14 protein-coding genes are annotated in these 14559 nt (G+C 57.3%); all 14 read right to left on the reverse strand.

Going from position 1 to position 14559, the window contains the following annotated elements; translation table 11 throughout:
* Positions 1-245: 245 nt before the first annotated feature.
* Positions 246-2864: an ATP-dependent Clp protease ATP-binding subunit gene (locus tag M3668_RS03950; protein WP_251379488.1), complete on the reverse strand. Its 2619-nt coding sequence runs from the start codon at positions 2862-2864 to the stop codon at positions 246-248.
* A 414-nt stretch (positions 2865-3278) separates the two neighbouring features.
* Positions 3279-3632 carry a histone-like nucleoid-structuring protein Lsr2 gene (locus M3668_RS03955; protein ID WP_251379489.1) on the reverse strand — a complete coding sequence of 118 codons (354 nt, stop codon included), beginning with the start codon at positions 3630-3632 and terminating at the stop codon, positions 3279-3281.
* A gap of 181 nt (positions 3633-3813) precedes the next feature.
* Positions 3814-4014, reverse strand: coding sequence for a hypothetical protein (locus tag M3668_RS03960; RefSeq protein ID WP_237202908.1), 201 nt, complete (start codon positions 4012-4014; stop codon positions 3814-3816).
* 110 nt (positions 4015-4124) lie between these two features.
* On the reverse strand, positions 4125-5582 hold the full coding sequence (lysS, locus tag M3668_RS03965; RefSeq protein WP_251379709.1) for a lysine--tRNA ligase: 1458 nt from the start codon (positions 5580-5582) through the stop codon (positions 4125-4127).
* A gap of 86 nt (positions 5583-5668) precedes the next feature.
* On the reverse strand, positions 5669-6577 hold the full coding sequence (gene panC, locus M3668_RS03970) for a pantoate--beta-alanine ligase (protein WP_285835727.1): 909 nt from the start codon (positions 6575-6577) through the stop codon (positions 5669-5671).
* 37 nt (positions 6578-6614) lie between these two features.
* Positions 6615-7511: a Rossmann-like and DUF2520 domain-containing protein gene (locus M3668_RS03975; protein ID WP_251379494.1), complete on the reverse strand. Its 897-nt coding sequence runs from the start codon at positions 7509-7511 to the stop codon at positions 6615-6617.
* A 59-nt stretch (positions 7512-7570) separates the two neighbouring features.
* On the reverse strand, positions 7571-8947 hold the full coding sequence (locus M3668_RS03980) for a hypothetical protein (protein ID WP_251379495.1): 1377 nt from the start codon (positions 8945-8947) through the stop codon (positions 7571-7573).
* Positions 8944-9609 (reverse strand): ABC transporter ATP-binding protein, encoded by a 666-nt coding sequence (locus tag M3668_RS03985; RefSeq protein ID WP_251379497.1) that lies wholly within the window; start codon positions 9607-9609, stop codon positions 8944-8946. Before M3668_RS03985 ends, M3668_RS03980 begins: the two co-directional genes overlap by 4 nt.
* Entirely contained in the window at positions 9602-11248 is a 1647-nt protein-coding gene (locus tag M3668_RS03990; RefSeq protein ID WP_251379498.1) for a PH domain-containing protein, read from the reverse strand. Before M3668_RS03990 ends, M3668_RS03985 begins: the two co-directional genes overlap by 8 nt.
* Complete coding sequence (locus tag M3668_RS03995; RefSeq protein WP_251379500.1) at positions 11249-11908, reverse strand: PH domain-containing protein; 660 nt, start codon at positions 11906-11908, stop codon at positions 11249-11251.
* 78 nt (positions 11909-11986) lie between these two features.
* Positions 11987-12511 (reverse strand): DUF3180 domain-containing protein, encoded by a 525-nt coding sequence (locus M3668_RS04000; protein WP_251379501.1) that lies wholly within the window; start codon positions 12509-12511, stop codon positions 11987-11989.
* Complete coding sequence (folK, locus tag M3668_RS04005; RefSeq protein ID WP_251379502.1) at positions 12508-13014, reverse strand: 2-amino-4-hydroxy-6-hydroxymethyldihydropteridine diphosphokinase; 507 nt, start codon at positions 13012-13014, stop codon at positions 12508-12510. Before folK ends, M3668_RS04000 begins: the two co-directional genes overlap by 4 nt.
* Positions 13004-13420 (reverse strand): dihydroneopterin aldolase, encoded by a 417-nt coding sequence (folB, locus tag M3668_RS04010; RefSeq protein ID WP_251379503.1) that lies wholly within the window; start codon positions 13418-13420, stop codon positions 13004-13006. Before folB ends, folK begins: the two co-directional genes overlap by 11 nt.
* Before the next feature lie 248 nt (positions 13421-13668).
* Positions 13669-14559 (reverse strand): dihydropteroate synthase, encoded by an 891-nt coding sequence (gene folP, locus M3668_RS04015; protein ID WP_251379504.1) that lies wholly within the window; start codon positions 14557-14559, stop codon positions 13669-13671.

The following is a 14559-nucleotide window of genomic DNA, read 5'->3' on the forward strand; positions in this document are numbered from 1 at the left end:
TCTCTCGAACCGTATGACTTAAGTATGGCGCACTACCCTTGGGCTGTCGTTTAAAGAAGCTGGGCACTACCTGAGAGGTTGGTTAAGGTTTGATATCTTTTCGGATGTTCAGCACCGCCACTCAGCACTAGTGCGCTCTAAAACCTCAACCCAGCCCCCTCAAAGGAACAAAAACCGCCTGCCGGTCTTCCCTATCCTGAGGTAAAGGGAAGGCCAGCAGGCGGCCAAAGGCTTACACCGTGGGTTTAGCTTTCGTCAGCTTCGCGGGCGTCCTCAGCCTCAACCTGTTGCTCGGCAACCTTGTTGGCGATTTCAGCTTCGGGAACTGCGGGAACTTCCTCAGCCTCGTTCTGCTTGAAAGCCTTCTCAAAGCTGGCACTGTCCAACTCACCCAGGGGCGCTGAAGAAAAGACGAACTTCTGCAACTCGCCCTCCCCCTCAACGTCCACGGTAATCTTCTCACCGTGCTTGATCTCGCCGAAGAGAATCTTCTCTGACAGGGGATCTTCGAGGTTGCGCTGCATCTCACGGCGCAGCGGGCGGGCACCCATCGAGGGGTCATAGCCCTTGGTCGCCATAAGAACCTTGGCCTTATCGGTCAGCTCAATGGACATGTCCTGCTCACGCAGACGCTCAGCCAGGCGGGCGACAAAGAGGTCAACGATCTGCAGAATTTCGGTTTCTGAGAGCTGCGGGAAGACGATGATATCATCCACACGGTTGAGGAACTCGGGGCGGAAGTGCTCCTTGAGCGACTCCATCACCCGGCCCTGCATGCGCTCGTAGGAGCCGGCGTCATCGCCCACCTGCTGGAAGCCGACAGGCACACGGCGCGCCATCTCACGTGAACCCAAGTTGGTGGTCATGATGATAACGGTGTTCTTGAAGTCCACCACGCGACCCTGAGAGTCGGTCAGACGACCGTCCTCAAGAATCTGCAGCAGTGAGTTGAAGAGGTCAGCGTGAGCCTTTTCAACCTCATCGAAGAGCACCACGGAGAAGGGCTTGCGGCGCACCTTCTCGGTCAGCTGGCCGCCCTCTTCGTAGCCCACGTACCCGGGAGGGGCACCGAAGAGACGAGAAACGGTGTGCTTCTCCTGGTATTCAGACATGTCCAAGGTGATGAGGGCATCTTCATCGCCGAAGAGGAACTCTGCCAGGGCCTTAGCCAGCTCGGTCTTACCGACACCGGTGGGGCCGGCGAAGATGAAGGAACCACCGGGACGCTTGGGGTCTTTCAGACCAGCGCGGGTGCGGCGGATGGAGCGGGAGAGCGCCTTAATAGCGTTCTCCTGACCGATGACGCGCTTGTGTAGCTCGTCTTCCATCTTGAGCAGGCGACTGGTCTCTTCCTCGGTAATCTTGTAGACAGGCACACCGGTAGAGGCAGCCAGGACATCGGCGATAACTTCGGGGGTAACCTCACCGAAGGCGTCGCCGGCATTGCGCCAGGTCTTCTCGGCTTCGTCCTTCTCCGCAATCAGCTTCTGCTCTTTATCGCGCAGGTCTGCTGCCTTCTCAAACTCGTTAGCGGCGATAGCCTCTTCTTTTTCGCCCTTGATCTTTGCGATACGCTCTTCAAGCACCTTAATCTCAGGCGGAGTGGTCATGCGCTTGATACGCAGGCGAGCACCGGCCTCATCAATCAGGTCAACTGCCTTATCAGGCAAGAAGCGGTCTGAGATGTAGCGGTGAGCCAGGTTAACGGCGGTCTCAATGGCCTCATCGGAGATAGTGACGCGGTGGTGCGCCTCGTACTTATCGCGCAGGCCCTTGAGAATTTCAATAGCCATTTCTGGAGCCGGTTCGTCCACCTGGATAGGCTGGAAACGGCGCTCAAGAGCCGGGTCTTTCTCAATGTGCTTGCGGTATTCATCTAGGGTGGTTGCACCGATGGTCTGCAGTTCACCGCGAGCCAGCATAGGCTTAAGAATAGAAGCAGCGTCGATAGCGCCCTCGGCGGCACCAGCACCCACCAGGGTGTGAATCTCGTCGATGAAGAGGATGATGTCACCGCGGTTGCGGATCTCCTTGAGTACCTTCTTCATGCGCTCTTCAAAGTCACCACGGTAGCGTGAACCTGCCACCATAGAACCCAAATCCAGGGTATAGAGGTGCTTGTCTTTGAGGGTTTCGGGGACGTCCCCAGCAACAATAGCTTGAGCCAGGCCCTCAGCGACAGCGGTCTTACCCACGCCGGGCTCGCCAATCAGCACGGGGTTGTTCTTGGTACGGCGGGAGAGCACCTGCATGACGCGCTCCATCTCCTTGAAGCGCCCAATAACGGGATCAAGCTTACCTTCGCGTGCAGCAGCAGTCAGGTTACGGCCGAACTGGTCCAGGATAGCTGAACCGGCGGGAGTGCCTTCGCGTGAGTTACCCGCCCCAACACCGGCAGCTTCCTTGTTGCCTTCAGAGCTGTTGCCAGGGTATCCCGAGATGAGATCCATAACGGTCTGGCGCACCTTAGCAGGCTCAGCACCCAGCTTCGACAGAATCTGGTTGGCGACGCCTTCATTGGCACGCACCATGCCCAGCAGAATGTGCTCGGTGCCAATGTAGCCGTGGTTGAGCTGAATAGCCTCACGCATGGACAGCTCGAGAATCTTCTTGGCGCGCGGAGTGAAGGGAATGTGCCCGCTGGATGCCTGGGGGCCAGAACCGATGATTTCCTGCACCTGCTCCCGGACAGCCGTCAGATTCACTCCCAGTGATTCCAGTGCGCGGGCAGCAATGCCTTCGCCCTCATGAATTAGACCGAGCAGAATGTGCTCAGTACCGATGTAATTGTGGTTGAGCATGCGTGCTTCTTCTTGAGCAAGCACGATTACTCGGCGAGCGCGGTCAGTAAACCGTTCAAACATTGAACACTCCTTGGAAACGTATTATTACCCCAAAGATTACGCGTCTTTGCAAGGGAACGGGGGGCTGTTCGCCAGGGAATGAACTGCGTTCGCCAACAAAGTAAAATGGGCCGAGTTTGAGGGAAAAAGGTAGGTTTCACGCACCGGGCGTTAGAGAGGGAAGATTATATTTGTCGAGTGCTGGTGAGCACCCAATGGTGGGAGCAGATTTATTTCAATCGCATATTTAAAACCAGAGCCTGGCGAATCTCTGATTAACCCCTGCTTCCGCCATTTACCTATCGTCTCTAATTTTCAGGGGTTATACCCATTAAAGCCCGCACTATAATGAGAAAGCTAATCCCTTGCTGACATATATAAAGGTGGGCACCCCCTTATCAGGGGATACCCACCTTTAGTGTGAGACTCTAAACCCTACTTATCTTTTTTAGCAGCGTAGTAAGCGTCCTGAATTTCCTGGTGAATACGGCCACGGCTTGATACCTTGTAACCGTTCTCCTGTGCCCACTGACGAATTTCAGCGATTTCAGGGTTGCGCTTAGTAGTACCTGCGGTGGTACGTGAACCGACGGGACGGCCGGGCGTGCGGTTGCCCTGTACACGGCGAGCTTTAGCAGCGAAGGGGCGGATTGCGTCGCGAAGACGAGCCGCATTAGCGCTGGACAGATCAATTTCAAATGATCCACCATCTAGTCCAAAGCGAACGGTTTCGTCTGCGGGGCCGCCGTCAAGATCATCTTCAAGAATAATCTTTACTTTCTGAGCCATTACTATCTCCTCATATAAATAATCCAGTGGTTAAGGCAAGGAACCCTTATGAACGCACAAGAACCGAAAACGGGATGATTCGGTAAAAGTTTAGAAACAAGTTAACAGGAGAACCTATATCAGTCATTAATATACACCGGGAGAATAAAAATGGGAAATGAGAAAAAATTTTACCGGTAAATTATTTACTTTCTTTGCCGGTACCAAAAGGGTCTTTAGTGCCTTTATCTTTCTTGACCGCTTCATACCATGCCTCAGCGTCCTTTTGAATATCGCTTTTAGCCGCACGTTCTGTGCGGTCAGCTCGGCTAATCCACCGCAAGATGAAGTAGAGGCCCAGGCCCGCCCCAATAGAGGGAAGTAGCCCGATAAAGAATTCCATGGTGACTCTTTTCCTTAGTGTTTCGCTCCTACCAATCTACCGTGAACACAAAAATATCGCCCATCGGTTAGAGCCAATGGGCGATATTTATAGGTGCTTCTCAGCCTGACTTACTCGGCTTCAGGCTTCATCAGCGGGAAGAGAATGGTTTCACGGATACCCACACCGGTGAAGAGCATCACGAGGCGGTCGATGCCCAGTCCCAGGCCACCCATGGGGGGTGCTCCGTGTTCAAGAGCGCGTAGGAAGCCTTCGTCCAGCTGCATAGCTTCGTCATCGCCGCCGGCTGCCAGCTTGGACTGCTCAGTGAGGCGTTCACGCTGAATCACGGGGTCAATCAGCTCAGAGAAAGCGGTGCCGCGTTCCATGCCACCGATGATGAGGTCCCAGGCTTCAATCAGACCGGCTTCACTGCGATGCTGGCGTGCCAAGGGCTGGGCAGAGGGCGGGTAGTCATAGACGAAGGTGGGGTTGATGAGAGTAGGTTCTACAATCTCACCAAAGAGCTCGACGACCAGTTTCTCAGCGTCCCACTTGGGATCAACGGCAACCTCGTGCTGTGCAGCAATTGCGCGCAGTTGATCGACCGTGGTCTCGGGGGTGATTTCCTGACCCACTACCTCTGACAAACCGGGGTAAACACCCAGCCACTTCCACTCACCGGTCAGGTCAATGGTGCCCGCCTCGGTTTCAATCTGGTGCACACCCACGGCATCAGCGCAGGTCATGATGATTTCCTTCATGCGATCAGCCATCACGAACTGGTCAGCATAGGCTTCGTAGCACTCCAGGGTGGTGAACTCAGGGCTGTGGGTTGAGTCCACACCCTCGTTGCGGAAGACACGGCCAATCTCGTAGACGCGTTCCATGCCACCCACCGCTGCACTCTTAAGGAAGAGCTCGGTGGCGATACGCAGCGTCATGGGCTGGTCAAAGGCATTGAGGTGGGTGGTGAAAGGGCGGGCAGAAGCACCACCGTGAATCAGCTGAAGGATAGGGGTTTCCAGCTCAATGTAGCCGCGCTTATTGAGCACATCGCGCACGGTCTGGGTAATCTTGGCGCGCTTGAGCACAATCTGGCGAGCCTCATCGCGCACCATCAAATCGAGGTAGCGCTGACGCACGCGGGTTTCATCGTTCAAATCAGAGTGAAGGTTAGGCATGGGGCGCAGTGCCTTGGAAGCCATCTGCCAGGAGTCCGCCATGATGGAGAGCTCACCGCGGCGGGAGGAGATCACCTCACCGTGAACAAAGACGTGGTCACCCAAGTCAACCAGGGCCTTCCAGTCAGCCAGTGCCTCTTCGCCCACACCAGCCAGAGAAATCATGGCTTGAATACGGGTTCCATTACCCTGCTGCAGAGAGGCAAAGCAGAGCTTGCCGGTATTGCGCACAAAGACCACACGGCCGGCGACACCCACCAGCTCACCGGTCGTCTGGTCTGCCTCCAGCTTGCCATCATACTTCTCGCGAATCTCGGTGACAGTGTGCGTTACCGGCACACCCACCGGGTAGGCCTCACGGCCAGATTCAAGCAGTTTAGCGCGCTTGTCCAGGCGAATCTGCATCTGCTCTGAGACATCGTTCTTTTCGTGCACAGTAGTGCCCTGTTCAGTCAATGGTTTACCCGTTCTGAGGTTGGTGCAAAGGTGGTCTAGTTAATGTCCATGTTATCGATGAGGCGGGTGCTACCCACGTAGGCTGCTACGAGTGCCAGGACACGCCCCTGGTCGTCAACGGGAGCTTGGAAGGTGGCAGGATCTATCACTTCAAGGTAATCAAGACGCACGCCAGGGGTGCTGTTGATAGCCTCACGCGCTTCGTCCACAGCGGTATCGGTAAGGACGCCGGTGATGTACTTTTCGCGCAGGTGCGCCAGGGTGCGGGAGAGCACCAGAGCAGCTTCGCGGTCCTCAGGGGTGAGGTACTGGTTGCGAGAAGATAGCGCTAGCCCGTCCTCCGCACGCACGATGGGTACAGGTTTGATGACCACATCGTGGTTGAAATCGGTGACCATGCGCTGCATCAGGGCCAGCTGCTGGGCGTCCTTCTGCCCAAAGTAGGCATTCAGCGTAGCGCCCTCGGTCAGCGGCTTGAGAATGTTGAAGAACTTGTTAATCACCGTCAGCGCACCGTCAAAGTGCCCGGGGCGGGTTTTCCCCTCAAAGAGGTGACCGAGCCCGCCAGAGGACACCGTAATACGAGGCTGGCCACCGGGGTACATTTCTTCAACCGTAGGGGCAAAGATAACATCCACTCCGGCTTCTGCTGCCAGCGCGGCGTCCGCCTCAAGGGTGCGGGGGTAGAGGTCGAAGTCTTCATTGGGCCCGAATTGCAGGGGGTTCACAAAGATGGACAGCACCACCACGTCATTCTGCTCGCGGGCGCGGCGAATCAGGGTGGCATGCCCCTCATGCAGAGCGCCCATGGTGGCGACGTAGCCTACGGTCAGCTGCTTTTTTGAGCCGATCTGGGCGTTTAGCTGGCTGGCTGCACTGGTGCGCGCTAGGAGCATCTCGTTACCAAGATCAGCGATGGTGTGTGTAATAGCGGGTTGGCTCATCACGACTGTGAGAGGTCCTTTCACTGGACGACAGGCTCTAGTTTACCGTCAAAGCTGCAAGCACACTATTGTACTGCTCACCGGTGAGCGCCCCGCGGCGGTGGGCACGTTCGGCGGTGGCGCGTGCCAGGGCCAGATAAGCAGAACTGATGTCGCCCGCTTCTTCTTCTACCGCAAAGCCTGCCAGGGTTTGGGCGTGTGCAGCCACCGTGTGCGCATCCCCGCGAGCCACTGGGCCAGTGAGCGCATTTTCTCCCGCTGATAAGGCGTTATCTAAGGACGCTCGCAGCAGAGGTTCAAGGTAACGAGCGGGATCTTCTACCCCGATAGACCGAAGAATCTGCAGGGATTGACCGGTGATAGTGACCAGGTGATTAGAAGCGTGAGCGAGGGCAGTATGATAGAGCACCCGGTCTCCCTCAGCAATCTGGACCGGCTCACCACCCATCTCTACAGCCAGCGCCTGGGCAATGGGCAGGAAGGGAGCAGGGCCGGTGACACCAAAACTGGTGGTTTTGAGGCGGGTGAGGTCAAGGGACAGGCCGGTGAAGGTCATGGCCGGGTGGATAGCCAGACCGATAGCACCGCACTCTTTAGCGGGGGCCAGCACATCGGTACCGTGACGTCCGCTGGTATGAAGAACAATCTGCCCCTGCTGCCAGGCTTTAGTTTCTGCCAAGCCTTTGACCAGTGAGGGCAGGGCGTCATCGGGCACTGCCAAAAGAACCACTTCACTGCGTTCAACAATCTCGGGGATAGTCAGCACCGGGACGCCGGGCAGTAGCGCCTCAGCGCGGGTTTTGGAGGCCTCAGAAACAGCGTGCACCCCCACGATAGCGTGACCGGCCGCACGCAGTGCGGCACCTAAAACCGCTCCCACTTTCCCGGCGCTAATAATGCCTATACCCAGGCGGGCAGGTTTTAGGGGATTCACGGGCGGGGCCTTTCGGTGGCAGGTGCAGATGCCCCACCATTCTACGCGCAGGCAGCAGGCTAGCGGGCAGAGCGCAGGTGCTGCACGGTTCGCACTATCAGCAACCCTGCGGGCACCAGTAGCGGAGCAGCACCACCCAGCATGAAGGAACCCGTTATACCCACCAAAAGCCCCACGGTTTTTACGGCAGCGATTATGGGTTCAAGGGGCACGGTCAGCCCCTCAATGGTGGTGAAGGTGAGGTCGTAGTTGAACTGGGTGGGCGGGTTTACCTCGCCCAGTGCTATCGCAAGCCCAAAGAGCAGTCCGCCCAAAGCCAGCTGCAGAGGTAGTTGAAAAACCAGTGCCATGGTCAGCACATAGACAGCTGTAGCAACCCCTGATCCTGACGCGAACCCCAGCAGGGTGCGAAAGTAAGGAGCCCCCAGCCACTGGCGCAGAGCCTGGTGAGAGGCCCACTCACGGGTCAGCCAGCGGTAGAAAGAGGCCACAACCCACGTGCCCAGTGCGATAGCAGCCCCCGCTCCGAGGGCACCGAACCCCACTCCCAGGAAGATAGCAAAAGGTAAGCTGACCAGGGCAGTGAGTATCAACGGTAAGAGGCTGTCCGCCAAGGCCGCTAGCGAAAGCTGCGCCGCCGAGGCTGAGCTCAACCGGCGCCGGGTACGGGAACCTTCCGAGCCATAGTAGCGGTAACCATCAGGCCCGCCAACATTGTGCAAAGCATAGAGCAGCATTGAACTTCGGCCGTAAGCCGCCGTTGCTACGCGCCATTCCAGCGGGGTGCGCGCCGTTCGGAGGGCTAGAGCTAAAGAACCCACGATCGCCGCCAAAACCCAGCCGCCGGTAAGGAAAGGCACGAGGTTTAGCCTTATGCCAGCCCCTAAACTAGTGGTGGTCAGCAACACCACAACCACCCCAAGGGTAAAAGCACCTGCCGCCCACAGCAGGAGAGGCAGCTTTCTACCCAGCAGTTGGCAACCCAGTGCTCCCTGCATGAGAACCGCCCCGAAGAGCAGAGTCGCAAGGGCTGTTCCCACCAGCCAGGCAGCTGAAAAAGGAGCAAAGATCGTGGCGAGCAAAGTGGAGACCAGCCCCCAGGACGCCAGCACCGCCCAACTCTCGGTGCGTCGCCAAAGATTGCGTAATGGCAGGCGGCCGGTGAAACGCCAAAAAAGGTCAGAGGACGAATAAGCAACCGGCCCTAGAAGGTAGAGGATGCAGGCAAAGGCAGCACTGGAAATCAGTAGGGCACCGGCAAAGAAGGGGAGGGCCTGCTGATCGTTGAGGGTGAAGTAAAGGTAAGTACCGCGAACATTGCGGAGCCCGTAGGCCATAGTGGCTGCAATAGCGAAAAATACCGCCACGTAAAAGAAAGAATTGTAGACCTCTACGAAACGGTCCCCGCGGCTGCGGGCGACCGGTAGGGCACTCACGCCCGGCTCTCTTCTTGGTTCAGGGGGAAACGCAGATTGACGGTACCCGCTATTTCATTGAGTAGCGGGTCATGCGTAGCAATGCAGACCATATCGCCGATGTCCGTAACCCGCCAATCAACCCACTCGGTAATCCACTGCACCCCGGTGGCATCCAACCGTTTTTCGGGTTCATCCAGAAAATAGTAGCGAGCTGGGCGTACCAGCAGGGATGCTAGGCGCGAGCGCTGCTCCTGCCCAGAGCTTAGGGTGTAGGGCTGCCGGTCGTAGGCCTGGGGCACCCCCAGCTCTTCGAGGGCCTCGCGGGGGCTATAGAGATTCTCGGGGTCAGTGCCCAATGCCTCGTTAATTTCTGCGGCAGCCCGCGCCATCATCTCAAGGTGTTGCCCCACGGTCACCCCCGGTAGCCATCCAATAGCGTCATTGATACCAAAGACCTGGGTGCGAAAGGGCAGGGAAGAGGACTTGACCGACGCTCCATTCAAAAGCATATATCCCTCAGTCAGCTCTTCTTGCTGCAGCAGACACTTCATGAGGGTCGATTTGCCCGAGCCATTGGGGCCGGTCAGTGTGTAATAGGTGCCTCGGTGCAGCTGCACCGAGGCGTCATCAAAAACCAGGTTCTCTTTAAAAGCTTTCTTGGCAGCAAGTAACTCAATCAAGGGCTGTCCTCTGTTCTGTCTGTGAGTAAACACCCGGGGCAGCTAATACCTGGTTGGCGTGGACGCCCAGCTGGGCCTGGCGTACCAGCAGGGCACGCGCCGTTTCAGCATCCACCAAACTCAGCTCGCTGCTGCTTACCATAGCACCGGCGGCAGTAACCGTTAGATCCGCGTAGCCGAAGCGTTTGCCCACAGGCCCCTGTTTCAGTTCAAGCTGCTGAATTTTCGAGTGCGGGGTAATGCTCAACCGCTTGGTGGTCATGCCCCCGCGCACCAGCAGCAGGGCGGGAGTCAGCGAAAAGGCGTTACGGCTGATGGCAAACCAGTCAATGCGGGAGCGGGCAGTAAGTTGCGCTGCTGTGAAACCGTGCCCGCTGCCCTTAGCGTCCAGACCAGCATGCAACTGCTCGGCAGAAGCTCCACCGCGCGTCTCATCGAGAACGACCAGAGGTAGGATGCGCAGCAGGTCAGCTCGCGTGCCGACCGGCAGTAACTCACCCGCAAAGGCAGTATTTTCGCCTTCGCCCTGTCCAGCCAAAGCAACAGATACCTTGTACCAGCCGGTCAGGCGCCAGAGCAAGGGCTGGGTCACCTTGACCGACTGGATACGCCCCTCGGGCAGAGTCTTTGTAACGGTATCGGTGAGGCCAAAACGGGTCTTCAGACCATCAGGGCTAGTCACCAGCCTGAAGTTCCACCCGGTATTCAGACGCTTCCAGAGAGCAGAAACCAGACCAGCAAACACCGCCATATTGGAGGCAAACAGTGCACCCATACTTACATCCGCCCACACCATAAGGCCACCCATAGTAACCACCATGAGCATGATAATGATGACCCCTAAGGAGAGGAACATGGAACCCAGCAGCCTGCCTACCGGCACGTGCACAATCTGTTGCTCGCCCTCACCACGTACCCCTCTGAAATTCTCGGTGACGTGCTGAGCCAGGCGCTGACGCAGGTGGTGTTCCCCGGCCTGGGCACCAGGTGCAGAGTCAGGGTGCCCAGGTTCTAGCTGGCTACCAGCCGCGCTAGGCTTCGAGCCTGATTTCAAGTCCCGCACTTGGACCAGCAGTTCATCGCGCAGCCTGCGTGCTTCTCGGTAGCTAAGATACTGCACCTGCAAAGCTGATCCAGCGCCGTCCGCTACATCGAACTTAAGTTCAGCAAGCCCCAGTATGCGGGCGACCAGGGGCCGGCTGACGTCAATGGACTGCACCCGGTCAAGGCGGGCCTTGCGCTCAGTCTTGAAGAGCATGCCGCTCTTGACGTAAACGTTGGAGGTATCCACCGCGAACCGGTAAAAAAACCAGGTCAGGAAAAAGGGAACCAGTAGCAGCAGAAAAACCAGCACCGCCGCTACCGGAAGCCAAAAACTCCCAAAGAGGTGCAACCAGGCCAGCATGCCGGACTCAGGCGGGCGAACCGTCGCCAAATCCTGGAAGGTCAGGGGATCATCACCCCTAAAAAAATCTTCAACGGCGGGGCGCACAATTCCAAAAAGGAAGGCAACGATAATCAGCCAGGACCGGACCAGAGGTGAGAGTGGGTGCGCCCGGCGCCAGGTCAGAGTCTGTTCTTGCTCCCGATCGAGAGGTTCATCTGAGTGCGCCGTGTTTTCACGCTTTGAGGCGCTCATCTACAGGCCCACCATCTTAGTCTCAGATAGATCGGTCAAAATTTCACGCAACCGCTGGGCCTCTGCCCTATCGAGCCCGGGAAGGACCGTGCTGGCTCCGCCGGCCGTTTTGATGTCGAGATGGCTAAGACCCACCATATTCTCAATAGGCCCGGAACTCATGTCAATGAATTGGATGCGCCCGTAAGGTACCGCGCGCACCTGACGGAACATGATGCCCTTACGGGTCAGTAGGTGTTCAGCACGTTCGCTGTAGCCCAAGGCGCGCACCTGGCGTCTGACAATAATGGTCAGCCAGATTTGCCACACCACCATTACCGCGGCCAAAGATACCGATAGCCACAGGGGCATATTCCACCAGCCCAGAACCTCAGTAAATAGCAGGGGAAGGCAAGCTAAAGCAATCATGATCAGCGACCAGATAGCCCGCGAAATCATACGCACCTTGAGGTACTTAGGGGACACCCGCTTCCATTCAATGTCGGCGGGGTCGATGAAATCCTTGCCCAGACCGTCTAGGTCAAGCGGAGGCAGAGTGGGGGTAAAAGCTGGGGAGCTAACAGTCTCAGTCGCCTGGGCTTGCTGCCAAGGTGTTGCTACAGCGGGAGGACGTACAGCCTGCCCCTGGTCATTATCTTCGATCAGCCTGTTCTCAGTCATGGAAGCGCTCTCTGCCTAGTAACTCATCAACCTCAGTGTTCATTGTTCCATAGGCATGTAATCTGTCGAAGAAGGCTACTACTTACTTTCGCGGTTCGCTAGGGGCCCGGTCTGCGGCAGGCCCTCACCCAGACCCGTGCCGCCGCGGTCTTCATCATCACCGGGAGGGATCCTGCACATGTTTACTGCGATGAGGCCGGAAACCATCATAAAGAGCCCTGCCACCATGGAGATAGCTGATTCTGCGAGCGGCCAGGTAGAAGCGCGGCTGCTCATGAGGCCAAGTTGGAAGACCAGGATAGCCAGTTGCCAGCCCATAACCAGTGCGCCGGTCAAAGCCAGTGCCTGCGCAAAAACCACGATGCGGGCAGCTAGCAGGGCATTCATGTTGCCCGCCTGGCTGCGGGTTTCACGTTTGCTGAACTTACTGACCTGGCTAGCCAGATAAAGAACTGCGCCGCCAATCAGGAGAGCTGCCACCCAGATGAGGGTGGGCAGAGAAAGCTCCGGCCCCCCATTACGCACGCTCAGCGAATTAACGATGGCGCCGGTGGCGGCTCCACCGGCAAGGGTGAGCGCCAGCGCGCGGGGCTTCAGGTTCACGCGCACACCACTGGGGCTGGGCGGAACTCCCTAATACCTTCCGCGTCTGGGGCTACATCCGCTAGTTCACGTACAGAGGACCCCATGAGCTCGGCGGCTGGGTCCATACGGGCCCAGGGTTCAAGCACGAAAGCGCGCTCGGCGGCGCGGGGGTGGGGCAGGGTGAGGTCGGGATCGTCCATCTCGAGGGAGGCGATATCGATGATGTCGATGTCCAAAGTGCGAGGGCCCCAGCGCACTTCTCTGGTGCGGTAGTGCTTCTCTTCGATGCTCTGGCAATACTCCAGGAGCATGAAGGGCCGCATAGCTACCGCTATCTCAATGACCATATTGGTGTAATCCGGTTGACCGGCGGGGCCCCCCACGGGTGCAGTAATTGCAATCGGTGAGACTCGGGTGATTTCAATCTTCTCGTGAGCAGCAAGATCAGCAACAGCCTGAGCCAGAGTATCTTCACTAGCACCCAGGTTTGATCCCAGCGCAAGAACAGCTTTAACGGGCATGATTCTCCCTAAAAATTGTGACCGCAACATCTGCGAAGGTGACTTCGATAGGAGCATTAGGCTTATGCACCGTTAGTTCCACAGCATCCAGGGGAAAACGCTCCAGCACCGTCTGCGCGATGTTTTCTGCCAGGGTTTCAATCAAATCTAAGGAATCACCGGTGACGATTTCGCGGATCACTTCAGCGACCTCAGCATAGTTGACGGTATGAGCGACATCGTCGGTAGAGGCGGCTTGGGCGAAATCGGTGAACATGGTGATATCGACGAAGAAGGGCTGCCCTGTTTGTTTTTCGGTATTAAGCACACCGTGATAGCCGACGCTACCCACGCCGGTCAGCGTGATACGGTCGGCGCGCGAGTAGTCCCTGCGCGTGAAATCGCTAGATGATTCGTGAACGTGCATGGCCACCTTTCACCGGGGTCAGTGAGCACCATCGTTGGTGTCTTGTCTAACAATTATCCACGGTGCTTAGGCTACTTGAGCTACTAGTAATTCGTGCTTTTAAACATGATGTATTCAAACTCTGCCGATTTTCTGCGGAAACTCCCAGCTTACTGAGTTTCACATCACCCAAGAAGGAGGTTAAGGTCACAAACACTTTTTCTTTTGTGAAGCGTTTATTTCAGCGGTGAGAAGTATATTTCTTTAACCTATTCGGCGCCCTGTTGCCAGGCAGACCTCACCGCTAGAGCGTCCACGGTGGCACGCACATTATGCACCCGCACTGCCCACGCCCCGGCTTCCGCCGCCATCAGGCTGAGGGCGGCGCTGGCGACGTCGCGGTCAGCCGGCGCACGCTCAGCCACCTGATCCACGGGTTGCCCCGCGGACGCCGCGTCGCTGGCCTGCAAGGCAGCGGCGATAAAACGCTTGCGGGAGCCAGCCACCAGAACCTTATGCCCCCGAGCAACCAGGCCCTCAATACTCGCCAAAATTTGCCAGTTCTGGTCCCCGCGTTTTGCGAAACCGGGGCCCGGATCAAGGATGATTTTTTGGGGTTCCACTCCCCCGGCCAGTAGGCGCTGCCGCAAGCCCAGCAGTTCAGTGGTCACTTCATCAGCAACCCGGCCGTAAGTCGCCTGAGAATCCATGGTCTGGGAGGTGCCCCGGGCGTGCATGAGGATGTAGGGAACGTTCAACTCCGCTACCACTTCGGTCATATCATCACGCAAGCTCATACCAGCCACATCGTTGATGATGTGGGCACCGGCGGCCACAGCTGCCCGAGCAGTTTCTGGGTTGAGAGTATCAACACTCATCACAACACCCTGCGCTGCCAGCGCTTCAATCACGGGTAGCACCCTGCGCTGTTCTTCAGCCAGCGGGACGCGCACCGCACCGGGGCGCGTAGACTCACCGCCCACATCGATGATGTCAGCCCCCTGCTCTATTAGACGCAAAGCGTGAGCTACAGCTGTCTCGGTCGTGGCGTGCAGGCCACCGTCAGAGAAAGAATCAGGGGTGACATTGAGAATGCCCATCACCAGAGTTCGGTCGGCAGGCAGAGCCTCAAAAGTGCCGTGAGCGTGCGGTAAATTCAT

Origin of the sequence: Rothia sp. P100 (assembly GCF_023712425.1) — a bacterium.
Classification (GTDB): domain Bacteria; phylum Actinomycetota; class Actinomycetes; order Actinomycetales; family Micrococcaceae; genus Rothia; species Rothia endophytica.